Here is a 16,958-nt window from a genome sequence, read left to right on the forward strand (position 1 = left end):
TCGCATTGGCACGGGATCCATACAGGCCACGGACGCCGATCATCGGCATGACGATGGTGTTCCTCGCGTTGGCGATCGTCGGGGTGACGGCGTACCTGCATCTCGGCTGGTGGTCGCTGATCGGCTACGCCGTGGCGGCGGTCGCCGCCGTGGTCGGCGGATGGCTCCTGTTCAAGGACGTGCCCGAGCCGCCGCACTCCGGACCGGGAGCGGGCCGATGACAGACACCGAAGACCAGACCAGCGGCCAGGTCAGCGGCCTGACCGACGAGGACGAGGGCTACCACAAGAGCCTCAGCCCACGGCAGCTGCAGATGATCGCGATCGGCGGCGCCATCGGCACCGGACTGTTCCTGGGAGCGGGCGGCCGCCTCCACGAGGCCGGGCCGGGCCTGTTCCTCGTCTACGCCTTCTGCGGCGTGTTCGTCTTCCTCATCCTGCGTGCGCTCGGCGAGCTCGTGCTGCACCGACCCTCGTCGGGATCGTTCGTCTCCTACGCCCGGGAGTTCCTGGGTGAGCCGGCCGCGTTCGCCGCCGGCTGGATGTACTTCCTGAACTGGGCGATGACCTCCATCGTCGACGTCACGGCGATCGCGACGTACATGCACTTCTGGGGCACGTTCGAGGTCGTCCCGCAATGGGTGATCGCGCTCGTCGCGCTCGCGGTCGTGCTCTCGATGAACCTGATCTCGGTCAAGCTCTTCGGCGAGCTGGAGTTCTGGGCGGCACTCATCAAGGTGGTCGCGCTGCTGGGCTTCCTCGTGCTCGGGATGATCGTGCTCGCCGGCGGTGAGGAGCTCAACGGCCAGGAGACCGGGATCGGCATGGTCATCGACAACGGCGGGCTGTTCCCGGTCGGTGTCCTCCCGCTCGTCATCGTCATCTCCGGCGTCGTCTTCGCGTACGCAGCGGTCGAGCTCGTCGGCACCGCCGCCGGTGAGACCGCCGAGCCGGCCAAGATCATGCCCCGCGCGATCAACTCCGTCATCGCCCGGATCGCGGTGTTCTACGTGGGCTCGCTCGTGCTGCTCGCGCTGCTGCTGCCCTACACGACCTACCGGGCGGACGAGAGCCCGTTCGTGACGTTCTTCGACCAGCTCGGGATCGCGAACTCCGGCACCATCATGAACCTCGTGGTGCTGACCGCGGCGCTCTCCTCGCTCAACGCCGGCCTCTACTCGACCGGGCGCATCCTGCGGTCCATGGCGATGAGCGGGAGCGCGCCTGGCTTCACCGCGCGGATGTCGAGGAACGGGGTGCCGTTCGGCGGGATCCTGCTCACCGGCTGCATCACGCTCCTCGGCGTCGGCCTCAACGCGATCGTGCCGGGCCAGGCGTTCGAGATCGTGCTGAACATGTCGGCGCTCGGCATCATCGCCTCCTGGGCGACCATCGTGATCTGCCAGATCCAGCTCTACCGGCGCTGGAAGAAGGGCCTGATGTACCGGCCCGACTTCCGGCTGTGGGGATCGCCCTGGACCGGCTACGCCACGCTCGTGTTCCTTGCGACCGTGCTGGTCCTGATGGGCTTCGACTACCCGATCGGCACCTGGACGGTCGCGACCCTGGTCGTCATCATCCCGGCGCTGATGATCGGCTGGCGGCTCGTCCGCGACCGCGTCCAGCAGATCGCCCTCGAACGCGAGGGCTACACCGGCGCGATCCCGATCAGGGCGGAGCGGCCGATCTCCGACGAGTCGACACGCGGCCCCGGCGACGACGACGGACCGAGCCGCTGACCCTCGTGGTCAGGCGACCGGGCCCTCGCCTAGCGTCACGGTCGCGGTGTGGGCCTGGCCGGCGGCATCGGTCCAGCTGACCGTGACCTCGTCGCCGGGCTCGTGGTCACCGAGCACCGAGGTGATGTCGTCGATGCCGGCCACGGCGGTCCCGTCGACGGCAGTGATCGTGCTGCCCTCGGTGACCCCGGCGGCCTCGGCGGCGCCGTCCTCGACCACGCCGACGACCAGCGTCGACCTGGTCGTGTCGACCTGCACCCCGAGCGCGGCGCCCGAGCCACCGATCTCGACGTCGCCCGACTCCTCGCCGGCCAGGATCTGGGCGGCGATGTCGAGCACCGTGTCGATCGGGATGGCGTAGCCGGAGATCTCGGCCGAGCCCGAGGTCGCGGCGACGTTCATCCCGATGACCTCGCCGTCCTCGTCGAGCAGCGCGCCGCCGGAGTCGCCGGAGACGACGTCGGCGTCGGTCTGGATCAGGTCGCTGAGCTCGGCGGTGGTGCCGTCCTCGTTGTTGACGGTGATCGCGGTGCTCGGGTCGGTGACCGTGCCGTCGGCGGCCGACAGCGAGCCCTGGCCCTCGGCGTTCCCGACGGCGGTGACCTCCTCGCCCTGCGTCGCGGCATCCTGGTCGGTCGCGACCGTCGGGAGCCCCGAGGCGTCCTCGAGCTGCAGCACCGCGACGTCATGGACGTCGTCGTAGCCGAGGACCGTCGCTGCGTATGTCTCCCCCGTGCTCGGGTCCGTCACGGTGATCGAGGTGGCGCCCTCGACGACGTGGTGGTTGGTCACCACGATCCCGTCGCCGGTGATCGTGAGCCCGGTGCCCGCGCCCTGTCCGGTGCCGTAGCCGACCGTGGTGTTGATCAACACGACGCCGGTCGACTCGGCCTCGGTCGCGGGCTCGGAGTCGACGGCCGCGGTCGAGGTGCCGAGGCTCTGCCGGTAGGGGTCCACGATCCCGCCGCCATAGGCCCCGCCGTAGCTCTCGACGGAGCCGCCGTAGCCGTACCCGTAGCCGGGGCCGGACTCGGCTGCGTACGTCTTGGTGGCGCTGACCGCGGCCACCGCGAGGGCCGGGGTGGCGATCGGGATCGCGACGAGCGGGATCGCCGCGACGGCGAGGAGAGAGTGACGGATACGGCGGGAGCGGGACATCGGGTCCTCCTTGAGGCGGTTGATGCCTCAAGATTCCGCCCGCCCGCTGTGGACTCCCTGTGAGTACGTCACGGAATGGCTGGGAATGCCAGGACACCCGATCGGGGGCGACGCCCTCGGCCCTCGCCTCCGTGCTACTCGTTCAGGTCTGCTCAACCCACCGCCCGACACCATCTGCGTGCGCCAGCAGATGGGCGCTTCCGACCTGAGGTGGGGGTGAGCGTGACGCGCCGGTGAGCAGCGGATGGCGTCTGAGAAGGTGTCGAGGCCCTTCAAGATCGGTGGTGCCCAAGCAAACGTTCACCGAAGGCCTCGACGTTGTACGAGCCTCCGGCGTGGGGTGCTGCACGCTGCCACCAATGAGGAGCATGCGGCGTCGGTAGTTCTCGCGGTTGCGGAAGCCGCGGGCGATGCGGCGGTGGTGCGCCAGACCACCTGCACCGGGCAACCCACCTGAACTCGGAAGAGCCGGTCTTCCGGAGGCTGGCCAGGGACTGTTCGTGCCTCATGGCGGACCGCCTCTGACCAGCCGTGTCGCGGCTGGTCAGAGACAGGATCACATCCGCCCGGCTCCGTCTCGGATGGCCTCGCGGATCCGGGTGTAGGTGCCGCAGCGGCAGACGTTGCGGATCCCGTCGAGATCGGCGTCGGTGATGGTGCGGCCCTCGGCACGCACCTTCTTCACCAGCGCCACCGCGGCCATGATCTGGCCCGGTTGGCAGTAGCCGCACTGGGCGACGTCATGGTCAAGCCAGGACTCCTGCATCGGGTGCAGACCGTTCGGCCCGCGGTCTGACTCGGGCACCTCACCCGGGAGACCCTCGATCGTGGTGACCTCGTCGTCGGCGCTGAGGGCCCCGACCGGCACCGCGCACGGGTTGAACGCCTTGCCGTTGAGATGTGACGTACAGGCCTTGCACACGTTGATCCCGCATCCGTACTTCGGCCCCTTGACGCCGAGCAGGTCACGCAGGACCCACAGCACACGTACGTCGTCCTCGACGTCGACGCTGATCTTCTCGCCGTTGACGACGAATGTCTGTTCAGGCATGTCAGGGCTCCTCAGTAGGTCCACCGGAGGCCGTCAGTCGGAGACTGCGGCACGGGCGGGATGAACGACTTCGGCTCGAAGAAGATCGGATCGTTGTGGTTGATCGGGAACTCCGTCGGCATTTTCCCGGTGGCCCGGGCGTAGGCACATGCGGCCGCGGCGGCCGCAGTAGCGACACCGGCCTCGCCGACACCGCCGATGATCTTGCTCTCCCCCGGCAAGATGACCACCTCGACCTGGGGCGGCGTGTTCCACTGCCGCGTGTAGGCGTAGTTGTCCCAGCTGGCCTCCAGGAAGTGGCCGTTCTGGAGATGCACGCTGCTGGAGAGCGTCATCGCGATGCCGTCGTTGATGCAGCCCTGCATCTGCGCCTCGACGCTGCGGGGGTTCACCACCTGGCCGATCTCGATGACCATCGTCGCCCGGGTGACCCGGGGCCCGGCGTACGCATCGCGCACCTTCCGGTTGACGGTCTCGGGGCGACAGTCGATCTCCATGACGCAGGCGCTCACGCCCTTGTACTCGTAGTGCACCGCGATGCCTTGGGCCGTGCCCGGAGCCATCGGCTTCCCCCACTCGGCCACCTCCGCGGCCTTGTCGAGCGCCGCCCGGATCCGCTCGTTCCGCAAGAACTCCTTGCGGAACTCGTACGGGTCCTTCCGCATCGCCTTGGCGAGCTGGTCGACCACCAGCTCGCTGGCCGTGCGTACGTCCGGGGAGTAGACGTTGCGCATGGCACCGGTGTTGAACCGCGTATCGGTCTCGTTCATCGTCTGCGCGAGGACTCCGAAGTCGTAGGGGATCCCCGAGGTGAGCGCGAAGATCAGCTGGGAATAGCCGAGGTTGCTCAGTCCCTCCGGCAGGTCCGCACCCAGGGAGGTGACGATCTCACCGAAGCCGTGGCGCCAGTCCGTCTCGACGCTGGTATGCGACTGCTGGAAGGCCAGCACCTCGTTGCCGACGTACGACGCGCGCACCCGTGACGTGCACAGTGGATGGAGTCGCCCGGCGCGAGGCTCGTCCGCGCGATGCCACATCAACCGGACCGGCACGCCCATGGCCTTGGACGCGTGAGCGGCATCCAAGGCAGCATCCCAGAAGAGCCGGTGGCCGAAGGAGCCGCCGCCCTCGACGACGTTGACCTTGAGCTTGGTGGGGTCGATGCCGACTTCGAGGGCAATGCGCTGCTGGGAGACGATCGGGTTCTTCAGGGCCGCCCAGATCTCCCCGCCGTCCGCACTGACGTCGGCGACGGCGCTGATCGGATCCAGCGGTGCGTTGCTGCGGAAGTAGAAGGTGAAGTCAGCCGCGACCGTCTTGGACAGCGGGTTGTTGGGCAGCGAGGGCATCGGCAGCTCGGCCGCCTTGACCCCGGAGAGGATGTCCTCGTCCGACTCGCCGGCGACCGGGCCGTCCTTCCAGGCCACGTCCATCTTCTGGATCGCGTCGATGCACTGGCCGAACGTCTTCGCCCGCACCGCGATCCCGGTCGGGATCTTGGCGACATGGGTGACCCCAGGCATCTCGAGGATCTCCGCCCTGTTGCGCAGTTCCACCGGAGTGCCGTTCATCGTGGGGGCACGGCACACCATGGTCGGCATCGCGCCCTTGTGGTCGTAGTCCATCGCGAACTTCTTGGTGCCCGTCACCGCGGCGAGCGCGTCCACCCGGTTGCGCGGCTTCCCGATGAGGGTGAACTCGCTGGCGTCCTTGAGGGTGACCTCGACCTCCTTGGTGGTCCCAGCGGCAGCACGCTTGGAGAGCTCGGCGTACGTCGCGGTCGCACCGTTGGCGGCGGTGACGACGCCGTCCTTGGACGTGAGCTCGTCGACGGTCCCGCCCAAGAGAGCGGCTGCTGCCTCGAGCAGGGCACCCTTCGCGATCGCGGCCGCGACGCGTACCGGCGTGAACATCGCGTGGATCGTGTTGGAGCCACCGGTGATCTGGTTCCAGATCAGCTCTTGGCGAGCCGGCGCCAAGGTGACCGTGACCCTTTCCAGCGGCAGGTCGAGCTCCTCGGCGATGATCATCGCGATCCCGGTCGTGATGCCTTGGCCGTTCTCGGAGCGAGGCAGCTCGAAGCTGGCCGTACCGTCCTCGTTGATCACGACCGTGATCAGGTTGGCCGTCGGACGCGCGGCGTCGGTGAGCGCGTCGGATAGGTCGTAGGTGTCGAAGACCTGCGGCAGGCTCGGCACCTTCGCATCGGCGGGCTCGGCGAGCATGCCGAGATCGGCGGCCGCCATCACAGTGGCGCCACCGATCAGGTAGCCGATGAACCTGCGCCGCCCCATCGGGTACGGCCCGGTCGACGTCTGCGCGCCGATACTTTCGTGAATTTCTGTCATGCGGAGCACCTCCGATTTCGAGGCTCCGGACGCTGCGCCCAGAGGTTCTGCTCCCTCCCCTGACGGGACATCGTGGCATCGGTCACAGACGGCCACTACCCACCTTGGGGGGTGATCGGCTCCGAATGAAAGTGCTCCGGATGGGGTACCTCTGGGCATGCCCGAACGCACCCCACAGCAGGTCGGCGGTAGCCCGTCATCAGTCGCGGGCCCGCAACGCGTCGGCGCCGAGCTGAGCGATCGGGTCGAGCCGGGTGACCTCCCGGGTGGCCAGGTCGACCATCACCGCGGTGTCTGCGGGCACCGGGGTCCAGCCCGGCTGATCCAGACCGCTGGAGACGATCTCGAGGCCGTAGCCGGTCCGCCGGTAGTCCATCGCGAAGTACTCCGTCGTGTGTCGCGGCGGGATGTCGCCCTCGTCGTCGAAGAGCTCGCGCAGCGCGCGCAGGGGCGAGTCGGCACGCGAGTTGATGTGGATCGCGAACATGTGGGTCCGGGTGAGCATCAGCGCGTTCAGGCTGCATCGCGGGAACTTCTGGACCAGCGTGGCCAGTGCCTGGGTGACGCCCTCCGCCTCGTCCCCGTACTTCTCGACGTTCTGATGCACGAAGTGGAAGTAGCGCTCGCTGTCGGTGTCACCGCGCAGCCGCCCACGCGACTCCGGGGTCAGCAGCGCCTCGAGGTCGGCGATCGGCGAGATGTGGCCGTTGTGCGCGAACGCGGCGCCGTCGTTCAGGAACGGGTGGGTGTTCTCCGGACGTACGTCGAGACCACCCGTCGCCCAGCGAAGATGCACGAACCCGGCATGGGAGAGCGGTGCCTCGACGAGCCGACGATAGGTGTCGTCGATGTCCGCCGAGCTCGGCGAGCTCGTCGTGCAGGTGCCCTCGGGCGTGTGCCACGACATCCCCCAGCCGTCGGAGTGCACGGACGTGAGCGAGGTGAACGCGGCCAGCCCCTCCTCCCCGAGAAGGTCGGCTACGGCACACGGGGACTCGGTCACATATCCGAACAGGCGACACATCGTCGAGTTGCTCCTTCCAGAGGCAGGTGTGAGCGGTGAAGAGCCACTATTCGAGCAGTACCCATCACCAGGTGAGGACAGTCGGCGTCGAGGAGGAGCTGCTCCTCGTCGACGCCGAGACCGGCGCGCCGCGGTCGGTGGCCAGCGAGGTGCTGCGGGTGGCGCGCCGGCACGGCGACACCGAGGTCGCGGCCGGCGAGGCCGGCGGTTCGGTGGGACCGGAGCTGCAGGAGCAGCAGGTCGAGACCGACACTCCGGCGCAGGAGTACCTCGGGCTCCTCGAGCAGGACCTGAGGCGGTGGCGCGACAAGGCGCGGGCGGCCGCGAGCGAGGCGGGCGCGCTGATCCTGGCCAGCGGCACGACCCCGCTGCCGGTGTGGCCCCAGACCTTCGACGACGAGCGTTACGCGGCGATGGCGGAGCGGTTCGGGCTGACCGCCAGCGAGCAGCTCACCTGCGGCTGCCATGTGCATGTCTCGGTCGACTCCGACGACGAGGCCGTCGGAGCGCTCGACCGGATCCGCCCCTGGCTGCCGGTGCTGCTCGCGGTGAGCACCAACTCGCCCTTCTGGCAGGGCGGTGACACCGGCTACGCCAGCTTCCGCTCCCAGGTGATGACCCGGTGGCCCACGAATGGTCCGACCGAGATCTTCGGCAGCGGCCAGGCGTACGCCGACCACCTGCGCCGGCTCATCGACACCGGGGTGCCGCTCGACGAGGGCATGGCGTACTTCGACGCCCGTCCGTCCCGCAACTACCCGACGCTCGAGATCCGGGTCGCCGACGTCTGTCTCGACCCCCGCGACGCCGTGCTCGTCGCCGCGCTGGCGCGAGCGCTGGTCGAGACCGGAGCCCGGGAGTGGGCCGAGGGCCGGCCGCCCGACCCGGTGTCGGTGGCCGTGCTCCGGCTCGCCATGTGGCAGGCGGGACGGCACGGGATCACCGGCGATCTGATCGACCCGCGTTGTCACCGACCGAGGCCGGCTCGTGAGGTGGTGGAGCTTCTGTTCGAACACATCGGCCCGGCGTTGCGTGACACCGGAGACCTCGCGCGCGCCGAGAAGGGCGTCGGCCGGATCTTCACCGGCGGCACGGGCTCCACGACTCAGCGCCGGATCCACGACGAGGAGGGTCGTCTGGACCGAGCAGTGGTCCGGCTGGCCGAGCTCACCTGAGTTTCCCATCCCTGAACTGGAGGCACCTGCATGATCCGCTTCGGTCATCTCGACATCGACTTCGACGACCGCGTGCTCACGCCGCGTACCTGGACCGTCCGTCAGTCCGAGTGGGCGGCCAAGCTGGCCGCGGAGCTGCCCGGCGGGCCGATCCTCGAGCTGTGCTCCGGCGCCGGCCAGATCGGCCTGCTCGCTGCCGCCCTGACCGGCCGCCGCCTGGTGTGCGTCGACGCCGACCCGGTCGCCTGCGCGTTCGCCCGGGCCAACGCCGAGCGCGCCGGGCTGGCGGACATGGTCGAGGTACGCGAGGGCAGCATGGAACAGACCCAGGACCCGGAGGAGCGCTACTGGCTGGTGATCGCGGACCCGCCGTGGGTGCCCACGGCCCAGGTCGGGCGCTATCCCGAGGACCCGCGGACGGCCATCGACGGCGGCGCCGACGGGATGCTGATCGCCGAGAGGTGCCTGACCACGACCGCCCGACACCTCTCCCCCGGCGGCGCGGCCGTCCTCCAGCTCGGTACGCCAGGGCAGGCCGATCGCCTGCTGGAGATGGTCGAGGGCAGCGACCTGAGGATCGAGGAGGTCCGGGACTCGCCGGGCGAGGGGGTGCTCGTGCACCTTGCCCGGGCACCGCGGCCGAGCATGTCGGAACCGACCGCCGGGTACCGGCCGGTCGTGAGGGAAAGGTGGGCCTAGATGCTGCCGAAGTCGCGTGGCACCCTGAGTGCCGCTGTGTTCACCGCGCTGCAGAGCGGCGCCACCGCTGAGCTGGAGCCGACTCCGGAGTCGGCCGAGGACGCCCAGATCGCTCTGTGGGCGCTCTACGAGCTCCACTACCGGGGCTTCGACGAGGTCGATCCCGACCTCGAGTGGGACCCGGACCTGCTGCGCCTGCGCCGCGGTCTGGAGAGGTCGTTCGAGGCCGAGCTGCGGCGGCGCTGGGAGCACAGCGGCTTCCCGGATCGCGAGCTGGACCTCCCCGGACTGGTCGCGGCCCACGACGGACCGTCGCTGGCACGGTTCGTGCAGCGCCGGGCCGACCGGGAGCAGGTGCTCGAGATCCTCAAGCACCGCTCGCTCTACCACCTCAAGGAGGCCGACCCGACCAGCTGGGTCGTCCCCCGGCTCGAGACCCGGCCCAAGGCTGCGATCATGGAGATCCTCTTCGACGAGTACGGCGACGGTGACCCGAACCGGCTCCATCACCACCTGTTCCGCCGCGGCATCGAAGCGGCCGGGCTGCGAACCGACCACGCGTGCTACGTCGACGAGGCGCCGGCCGAGATCCTCGAGTCGAACAACGCGCTGTCGCTGTTCGGACTCCACCGCAGGCTCCGCGGAGCGGCGCTCGGCCACTTCGCCGCGTTCGAGTCGACCAGCTCGGTGCCGTCACGGCAGCTCGCCCAGGGCCTGCGTCGCCTGGACTTCCCCGAGGAGATGGCCGCCTACTACGACGAGCACGTCGAGGCCGACTCCGTACACGAGCAGCTGGCCGTACGAGACGTGTGCGGCGCGTTCGTGGAGGAGAACCCGAGCGAGCGCGACCAGGTGCTCCTGGGCGCCTTCACCTGCCTCGACCTGGAGGCCCGCTACGCCCGGACGATGCTCACCCAGTGGGGTGCCTCATGACAGACTTCGAGCACGCCTCGATCGTGCTCTGCCCGGCCGGGCCGATGCTGCTGCGCGGGAAGCACGAGATCCAGGATCCCGACGGGAAGATCCATCGCACGGTTCGCCCGGTCAGCGCGGTGTGCATGTGCGGCGGGTCCGCGATCAAGCCCTGGTGCGACGGTACGCATCGGCTGCTCGCCGCGCGCGGGCGCGACAGCGACGACGCCAGCGGGTGAGAGGAGCCCCTGGTGGTTCGACTTCGTCGGGTCTCGGCGGAGGAGCCGGGGTGGACCCGCCGCCGCGCGGGTCGCGGCTTCGTGTACCTCGACGACTCCGGCGACCGACTGCCGGACGACGCCATCAAGCGGATCCGCGCCCTGGCCATCCCACCCGCCTGGGAGGACGTCTGGATCTGCCCCCGTGAGAACGGGCATCTCCAGGCCGTCGGGACCGATGCGGCCGGCCGCCGTCAGTATCTCTACCACCCCGACTGGCGGACGAAGCGCGACCAGGAGAAGTTCGAGCGGGTGCTGGAGCTCGGGGCGGTCCTGCCCCGCGTACGCGAGCGGACGGAGCGGGATCTCACCACCACCGGGATGAGCTCCGCCCGGGCATCTGCACTCGCGGTGCGCCTGCTGGACCTGGGGTGCTTCCGGATCGGCAGCGACGCCTACGCCGACGAGAACGGTGCCTTCGGCCTGACGACGCTGGAGCGTCGCCACGTACGCAAGCGGGGCGAGGCGTACGTCTTCGACTTCACCGGGAAGTCCGGCGTCAACCACTCCATCAGCATCGACGACCCGCTCTCGGTGGAGGCGATCGCGCAGCTGCGTCGCCGCCGCGCCGGGTTCGAGGAGCTTCTCGCCTACCGGCAGGGCCGGCGGTGGCAACGGCTGACGCCGGCCATGGTCAACGACTACATGCGCGAGCTGAGCGGCCTCGAGGTGTCGGCGAAGGACTTCCGGACCTGGCACGCGACCGTGCTCGCGGCGCTCGCGCTGGCCGAGGACCCGCACGCCGCGGGGCGCTCGACCCCGACCATCAGATCCCGCCGTAAGCAGCAGGTCGCCGCGATCAAGGAGGTCGCGGAGTACCTCGGGAACACTCCGGCGATCGCCCGGAGCTCCTACGTCGACCCGCGGGTGCTCGAGCTGCACGAGCAGGGCCGCACGATCCGCGTACGCAACGGCGTGAGCAAGGACCCGCAGGCGCGCCAAGCCGCGGCCGAGCGCGCGGTCCTGCGCCTGCTGACGCAGGACGACGGCTGAGGGAGCCGGGCGTACGGCCCCGCTCAGCCCTCGATCCCGGTGGCCTCGTGGGAGGCACCCACCGGCTTGCTCTCCGGGGATCCGCGTTGCCTGAGATAGATCGAGAGGACCGCCATCGAGCCGACCGCCAGGAACTCCGACTGCCAGTTCTGCAGGGTGCGCGCCCAAAAGTCGGAGTGCGTCAGGTAGGACGTCCACGAGATCGGGTCGCGCAGCTGTCGCAGCCTGGACTCGTTGTACGAAGCCCACCCCGCCACCGACTGGACCAGCCAGGAGAGCAGGAAGATCGTCCCCATCGTGATGCCGAGGGACCGCGAGTAGAGCGCGGTCCGCCAGCCGCCGGCCCGGGCCAGCCTGGGCGAGTCAGGACGGGCGTACGCACCGACCTTCTGCTTCTCGTCGGACTCCTGGCCGGCGTCCTTGAGCGGCTTGGACTCCGGGGAGCCGCGCTGCACCAGCCAGACCGTGAGCATGACGTAGAGCAGGAACTGGAGATACTCGCTCTGCCAGTTCTCCGTCACGTCCACGGCGAAGCTCGCCGAGGTGAGATACCGGCCCAGCGAGAGCTGGTGGAGGCCGTCGGCGAACAGCTCGTCGTTGAGCTGGTGCCACCCGGCGACGGCCTGGCCGGCGAGACTGGCCAGGAAGAGCGCCCCGAAGCCGAGGCTGAGCGAGTTCTCCTTGAGGAACCGGCGCATCCGTGCTCCTCACCCGTGCCTCAGCGCGAGGACGAACGTGTAGAGCAGTCCGATCCCGATGACCGCCAGGTAGGCGACGTACATGACGCGCATCTCAGCCTCCGTGCAGGGCGCAGTCGTAGGGCTCGGGAGGCTGGGGCGTACATCCGGCCGCGAACATCCGCCAGCCGTCGGCGAACCGGGTCAGGAAGACGGTCTCGCCCTGATAGCGCACCTCGGCCATCGTCCCGAAGACGTCCACACCGTCGGGGGCGCCCGGAGCGGGGAGATCCTCCTCGGCCAGGGCGCCCTCGCACGGCTTCTTGGCGGCGGACTCCAGCTCCGATCGCGTCTCCGGGGCCAGCAGCGCGCAGGCCTCGCCCCAGTCCTGGGCGGCGACCGCGTCCTGGAAGGCCGCGGCGCTGTCGCGCACCGCCTCGTCCTGTCCCGAGCCGCATCCGGTGAGGATCATCGGAAGGAGCAGCGCCAACGCCGTCAACCACCACCGCATGCGGGATTCCTCAGTCGTGGGCGGCTCGTGCCGCTCCCGCCTCCGTGGCCTCGCCGCTGGTCTGCAGCTGACCGCCCTGGTCCTCCAGGTGGGCGCGTACGAACCAGTGGAAGAGCTCGAGCTGCTCGACCTGGCCGATCAGGATGTCCTGGGTGACCAGGTCGATGTCGTCGAGGGTCTTGATCGCCTCACGGTAGGAGGAGATCACTCCCTGATAGGTGACGTCGAGCGCGGCGAGGTGCTCCTGGGTGGTGGCCCGCCCGATGCTGTAGTCGTTCCACTCCCGCTCCTCGACCAGCGCGCCCGGGGTGCCTCGCGGGGCACCGCCCAGGGTCGCGATGCGCTCGGCGAGCGCATCGGCCATCGCGCGTACCGCGTCGACCTGCGGGTCGATCATCTGGTGGACCGCGATGAAGTGGGGGCCCACGACGTTCCAGTGCACGTGCTTGAGGGTGAGCTGGAGGTCGTTGGCGGCGTGGAGGCGCGACTGGAGCAGGCCGATCGTCGTCCGCGCAGCATCCTCGTCGAGGCCCGGGATCGTGTAGTGCAGCTTGTCGGTCGTCATGCCGCGATCGGTACCCATAGCCGCCCGATTCATACCAGTACACGGGTGCGAATAAACTTGGCCGCGTGCCCGCACTTCTCAGCTCACCGTCTCGCGTGTTCCGGATCGTCGCCACTGCCGAGGCGGTGACCTGGACCGGGCTGCTGTGCGGCATGTTCCTGAAGTACGTCACCGAGACGACCGAGCTGGGAGTCAGCATCTTCGGGATGCTGCACGGGATCGTCTTCATCAGCTACTGCGTGACCACCGTCGCGATCGCGGTCGACCAGCGCTGGTCGTTCGGCCGGCTCCTCGCCGGGCTCGCGTCCTCGATCCCGCCGCTCCTCACCCTCTGGTTCGAGCGCTACGCCGAGCGCCGAGGCCTGCTCGCCCCGACGTGGCGACTGATCGACGACTCCCCCGCCCGCCCGCTGGAGCGTCCGCTCGCGTGGCTCCTCCGCAACCCGGTGCGCGGCGTGGCCGCCGGCCTCGCGAGCGTCGCCGCGCTGACCGTGGTCGCGCTCGTCGCCGGACCGCCGGTCGGCTGAGCCCCGGCCGCAGCACGCGACCCGATCACGACGCGGCGTCTACGATCTCGACCTCGTCGCGGCGTACGACCTCCCCGCAGGCCTTGCAGGCGAGCACGGGGTGAAACTCCGACCCACAGGAGTGCTCGAACCTGGCCGGCGGACCGTCGTCCCCGGCCAGATGACGGTCGCCGAACTCGCGCATCGTGGCGATGATCGGCGCGAGCGACCGTCCGAGGTCGGTCAGGTGGTATTCGAACCTCGGCGGACGCTGCTCGTACTGCACCCGCGTCACCAGTCCGTGCGCCTCGAGCCTACGTAGACGGTCGGTGAGGATGTCGCGCGGGCCGCCCGTGAACCGGGCGATCTCCTCGAACCGGTGGCTTCCGAGAAACAGCTCGCGAACGACGAGCAGGGTCCATTTGGAGCCGACGAGCTCGAGCGTCCGCGCCACCGAGCACTCACGTACCTGCGTCATCATGGTTCGATCCTAATCGAGTTGGAAAACCAAACCAACCCGAGTACGTTGGAAAAACCAACTCGTCATGGAGCGGCGTTCACGCCCTCGAACAGGAGAACCACATGCCCACTCTCGCGAACGCGGTCGTCCTGGTGACCGGAGCGAACGGCGGACTCGGCACCCACTTCGTCAGCCAGGCGGAGCGCGGCGCCGCCAAGGTGTACGCCGCGGCCCGCAAGCCCCGCGAGTGGAACGACCCGCGCATCGTGCCGCTGAGGCTCGACGTGACCGACCACGACTCGGTCGCCGAGGCGGCCGCGGCGGCCGGAGACACGACGGTCGTCATCAACAACGCCGGCGGCTCCAACGGCGCCAGCGTGACCGGTGACCTGAGCGCCGCTCGCGACCTCTTCGAGACGAACTTCTGGGGAGCGCTCGACGTCACGACCACCTTCCTGCCGTCGCTGCGCGCGAGCAAGGGGGTCGTGCTCAACGTGCTGTCGGTCCTGAGCTGGTACGGCATCGGCGACGGCTACAGCGCCACCAAGGCCGCGCTGTGGTCGGCGACCAACACCCAGCGCCTCGCGCTGGCGGGCGACGGGATCCACGTCGCCTCGCTGCACCTGGGCTACACCGACACCCCGATGACGGTCGGCATCACCGACCCGAAGAACGATCCGGCCGACGTGGTCCGCAGTGCCTACGACGGCCTCGAGGCCGATGCGTACGAGATCCTCGCCGACCAGGTGAGCGCCGACGTCAAGGCCGGCCTCGCCCAGCCGATCGAGGCGCTCTACCCGCAGCTGGCCCGCTGACCGACTCCCAGGAGACGCTGATGACCCTCGAGTTCGACGCCTTCTACCTGCCGACCGACGAGGACGGAACGTTCGAGTCGACCCCGGCGACGGCAAGCCCCTGGGACCACTCGTTGCAGCACGGCGGCCCTCCGGCCGCCCTGCTGGCCCGGGCGATCGAGTCCGTACGCTCCGACCCGGCCCTGTCCATCGCCCGCTTCACGGCCGACATGCTCGGTGGCATTCCTCAGGGGACCATGCGGGTCGAGGCGCAGGTGGTTCGGCCGGGTCGCCGGGTCGAGCTGATCGAGGCCTCGCTGTGGGCCGGTGACCGGCTCGCCGTCAAGGCCAGCGCCTGGCTGATCCGGGCCACGCCGGGCTCGACCCGCGAGCACTGGCGCCCGGAGGAGAAGGTTCCCGACATCCCGGCGGCCTCCTCCGAGCGCTTCTTCGACGGAGTCAGCCCGGACTGGGGCTACGGCCGCGCCATCGACTGGCGGTTCGTCAGCGGCGGTTACGAGCCCGGCCCGGCGGCCGTGTGGGCGCGCCTGCGTGTCCCGCTGGTCGCCGGCGAGCAGGCCTCCCCGGTGCAGCGCCTGCTCACCCTGGCCGACTCCACCAACGGCCTGTCCGGCTCGCTGCCGATGAGCGAGTGGTACTTCATCCCGCCGACCGTGACCGTCACCATCGAGCGACCGCCCACGAGCGAGTGGATGCTGCTCGACGCCCGCAGCACCATCGGTCCCGACGGCATCGGCCAGGCACACGGCGACATGGCCGACGAGCACGGCACCTTCGCCACGGTCGCGCAACCGCTGGTGGTCGCGCCTCGCTGACCATCGTCCACGCACCACCCCAGGACTCCCTCAACCGACCACTCGAACACGAAAGAAGACCACCATGCCGAACGCTGTGATCGTCGACGCCGTCCGTACCCCCATCGCCAAGGGCAAGCCCGGCGGCGCCTACTCCGAGATCCATGCCGTCGATCTCCATGCGCACACGCTCGCCGCGCTCGTCGACCGCACCGGCATCGACCCGGCCGTCGTCGACGACGTGATCAGCGGCGCGGTCGGACAGGTCGGCGAGCAGTCCGGCAACACCGCCCGCTGGGCCCTGCTCGGCGCCGGGTTCCCGGAGTCGGTCCCCGGCGTCACGGTCGACCGGCAGTGCGGCAGCTCGCAGCAGGCGCTCCACTTCGCCGCACAGGGCGTCATCGCCGGGGCGTACGACGTGGCCATCGCCTCCGGCGTGGAGTCGATGAGCCGCGTCCCGATGGGGTCGCAGTTCCTGGGCAAGGACTTCTACGGCAGCAAGGTGAACGCCCGCTACGACGGCGGCCTCGTCCTCCAGGGCATCTCGGCCGAGCTGATCGCCAACAAGTGGGACCTCTCCCGCACCGAGCTCGACGAGTTCGCGGCGGAGTCGCACCAGCGGGCCGCGACGGCATGGAAGAACGGTCACTTCGACTCGCAGGTCACCTACGTGAACGACCTGCGCGTGGACGAGACCATCCGGCCGTCCTCCACCGCCGAGTCGCTCGCAGGCCTTCGCCTGGCCTTCAAGGACGAGAGCTCCGTGGCCAGGTTCCCCGACATCGACTGGCGCGTCACAGCCGGCAACAGCTCCCCCATCAACGACGGTTCGGCCGCACTCCTGGTCGCGTCCGAGGAGGCCGCCGCACGCCTCGGCCTGACCCCGAGAGCGCGGGTCCACTCCTTCGCGGTCGCCGGCAACGACCCGATCTTCATGCTCACCGGCATCATCCCCGCGACCCAGAAGGTGCTCGCCCGCGCCGGGCTCTCCATCGACGACATCGACGTCTTCGAGGTCAACGAGGCCTTCGCCTCCGTCGTACTCGCCTGGCAGAAGGAGACCGGTGCCGACCTCGCCAAGGTCAACATCAACGGCGGTGCCATCGCCATCGGTCACCCGCTGGGCGGGTCCGGCGCCCGGCTGATGACCACGCTGCTGAACAACCTCGAGCAGACCGGTGGCCGTTACGGCCTGCAGGTCATGTGCGAGGCCGGCGGCCTGGCGAACGCCACGATCATCGAGCGGATCTGAGC

19 protein-coding genes are annotated in these 16,958 nt (G+C 69.6%); 11 read left to right on the forward strand and 8 right to left on the reverse strand.

Annotation, left to right across the window (positions count from 1 at the left end):
* The first annotated feature begins 47 nt into the window (after positions 1 to 47).
* Both ABT304_RS00260 and ABT304_RS00265 read left to right on the forward strand, forming a co-directional pair.
* Positions 48 to 221, forward strand: coding sequence for a hypothetical protein (locus ABT304_RS00260; protein WP_350712807.1), 174 nt, complete (start codon positions 48 to 50; stop codon positions 219 to 221).
* Positions 218 to 1,738 carry an amino acid permease gene (locus ABT304_RS00265; RefSeq protein ID WP_350712808.1) on the forward strand — a complete coding sequence of 507 codons (1,521 nt, stop codon included), beginning with the start codon at positions 218 to 220 and terminating at the stop codon, positions 1,736 to 1,738. Before ABT304_RS00260 ends, ABT304_RS00265 begins: the two co-directional genes overlap by 4 nt.
* 9 nt (positions 1,739 to 1,747) lie before the next feature.
* Here the strand turns inward: ABT304_RS00265 and ABT304_RS00270 are convergent, their stop codons facing one another.
* From ABT304_RS00270 to ABT304_RS00285, 4 genes are all read right to left on the reverse strand, one after another.
* Complete coding sequence (locus ABT304_RS00270; protein ID WP_350712809.1) at positions 1,748 to 2,896, reverse strand: S1C family serine protease; 1,149 nt, start codon at positions 2,894 to 2,896, stop codon at positions 1,748 to 1,750.
* A gap of 556 nt (positions 2,897 to 3,452) precedes the next feature.
* Positions 3,453 to 3,947 carry a (2Fe-2S)-binding protein gene (locus tag ABT304_RS00275; protein WP_160028450.1) on the reverse strand — a complete coding sequence of 165 codons (495 nt, stop codon included), beginning with the start codon at positions 3,945 to 3,947 and terminating at the stop codon, positions 3,453 to 3,455.
* An 11-nt stretch (positions 3,948 to 3,958) separates the two neighbouring features.
* A complete protein-coding gene (locus ABT304_RS00280) occupies positions 3,959 to 6,295 on the reverse strand; it encodes a molybdopterin cofactor-binding domain-containing protein (RefSeq protein WP_350712810.1) in 2,337 nt (778 codons plus the stop codon).
* A 199-nt stretch (positions 6,296 to 6,494) separates the two neighbouring features.
* Complete coding sequence (locus ABT304_RS00285; RefSeq protein WP_160028446.1) at positions 6,495 to 7,319, reverse strand: class II glutamine amidotransferase; 825 nt, start codon at positions 7,317 to 7,319, stop codon at positions 6,495 to 6,497.
* Between the two features lie 71 nt (positions 7,320 to 7,390).
* Here ABT304_RS00285 and ABT304_RS00290 point away from each other — a divergent pair, with 71 nt between their 5' ends.
* Genes ABT304_RS00290 through ABT304_RS00310 form a run of 5 tightly spaced genes read left to right on the forward strand, consistent with a single transcriptional unit; the run spans position 7,391 to position 11,376 of the window.
* On the forward strand, positions 7,391 to 8,494 hold the full coding sequence (locus tag ABT304_RS00290) for a carboxylate-amine ligase (RefSeq protein WP_350712811.1): 1,104 nt from the start codon (positions 7,391 to 7,393) through the stop codon (positions 8,492 to 8,494).
* A gap of 30 nt (positions 8,495 to 8,524) precedes the next feature.
* Positions 8,525 to 9,193, forward strand: a complete 669-nt coding sequence (locus ABT304_RS00295; RefSeq protein WP_350712812.1) for a methyltransferase domain-containing protein — start codon at positions 8,525 to 8,527, stop codon at positions 9,191 to 9,193.
* A complete protein-coding gene (locus tag ABT304_RS00300; RefSeq protein ID WP_350712813.1) occupies positions 9,194 to 10,126 on the forward strand; it encodes an iron-containing redox enzyme family protein in 933 nt (310 codons plus the stop codon).
* Positions 10,123 to 10,344: a CDGSH iron-sulfur domain-containing protein gene (locus ABT304_RS00305; RefSeq protein ID WP_350712814.1), complete on the forward strand. Its 222-nt coding sequence runs from the start codon at positions 10,123 to 10,125 to the stop codon at positions 10,342 to 10,344. The genes ABT304_RS00300 and ABT304_RS00305 overlap by 4 nt, the downstream gene beginning before the upstream one ends.
* A 12-nt stretch (positions 10,345 to 10,356) precedes the next feature.
* Positions 10,357 to 11,376 carry a DNA topoisomerase IB gene (locus tag ABT304_RS00310; RefSeq protein WP_350712815.1) on the forward strand — a complete coding sequence of 340 codons (1,020 nt, stop codon included), beginning with the start codon at positions 10,357 to 10,359 and terminating at the stop codon, positions 11,374 to 11,376.
* A 23-nt stretch (positions 11,377 to 11,399) separates the two neighbouring features.
* Here ABT304_RS00310 and ABT304_RS00315 read toward each other — a convergent pair whose 3' ends face one another.
* From ABT304_RS00315 to ABT304_RS00325, 3 genes are all read right to left on the reverse strand, one after another.
* Positions 11,400 to 12,074, reverse strand: coding sequence for a DUF6766 family protein (locus tag ABT304_RS00315; protein ID WP_350712816.1), 675 nt, complete (start codon positions 12,072 to 12,074; stop codon positions 11,400 to 11,402).
* A 94-nt stretch (positions 12,075 to 12,168) separates the two neighbouring features.
* Positions 12,169 to 12,564, reverse strand: a complete 396-nt coding sequence (locus ABT304_RS00320) for a hypothetical protein (protein WP_350712817.1) — start codon at positions 12,562 to 12,564, stop codon at positions 12,169 to 12,171.
* Positions 12,565 to 12,574: 10 nt separating this feature from the next.
* Entirely contained in the window at positions 12,575 to 13,129 is a 555-nt protein-coding gene (locus tag ABT304_RS00325) for a Dps family protein (protein WP_160028430.1), read from the reverse strand.
* 65 nt (positions 13,130 to 13,194) lie between these two features.
* Here ABT304_RS00325 and ABT304_RS00330 point away from each other — a divergent pair, with 65 nt between their 5' ends.
* Positions 13,195 to 13,656: a DUF3817 domain-containing protein gene (locus ABT304_RS00330; protein ID WP_350712818.1), complete on the forward strand. Its 462-nt coding sequence runs from the start codon at positions 13,195 to 13,197 to the stop codon at positions 13,654 to 13,656.
* A 25-nt stretch (positions 13,657 to 13,681) separates the two neighbouring features.
* Here the strand turns inward: ABT304_RS00330 and ABT304_RS00335 are convergent, their stop codons facing one another.
* Complete coding sequence (locus ABT304_RS00335) at positions 13,682 to 14,113, reverse strand: winged helix-turn-helix transcriptional regulator (protein WP_350712819.1); 432 nt, start codon at positions 14,111 to 14,113, stop codon at positions 13,682 to 13,684.
* Between the two features lie 104 nt (positions 14,114 to 14,217).
* Here ABT304_RS00335 and ABT304_RS00340 point away from each other — a divergent pair, with 104 nt between their 5' ends.
* The 3 genes from ABT304_RS00340 to ABT304_RS00350 all read left to right on the forward strand — a co-directional run bounded on the left by ABT304_RS00340 (position 14,218) and on the right by ABT304_RS00350 (position 16,956).
* Complete coding sequence (locus ABT304_RS00340) at positions 14,218 to 14,910, forward strand: SDR family oxidoreductase (RefSeq protein WP_350712820.1); 693 nt, start codon at positions 14,218 to 14,220, stop codon at positions 14,908 to 14,910.
* A gap of 20 nt (positions 14,911 to 14,930) precedes the next feature.
* The gene (locus ABT304_RS00345) at positions 14,931 to 15,725 is read left to right on the forward strand and encodes a thioesterase family protein (protein ID WP_350712821.1); all 795 of its coding nucleotides are present in this window, start codon (positions 14,931 to 14,933) and stop codon (positions 15,723 to 15,725) included.
* A 64-nt stretch (positions 15,726 to 15,789) separates the two neighbouring features.
* Positions 15,790 to 16,956 carry an acetyl-CoA C-acyltransferase gene (locus tag ABT304_RS00350; protein WP_350712822.1) on the forward strand — a complete coding sequence of 389 codons (1,167 nt, stop codon included), beginning with the start codon at positions 15,790 to 15,792 and terminating at the stop codon, positions 16,954 to 16,956.
* Positions 16,957 to 16,958: the final 2 nt, after the last annotated feature.

This window comes from Nocardioides sp. NPDC000445, assembly GCF_040300245.1.
Taxonomy (GTDB): domain Bacteria; phylum Actinomycetota; class Actinomycetes; order Propionibacteriales; family Nocardioidaceae; genus Nocardioides.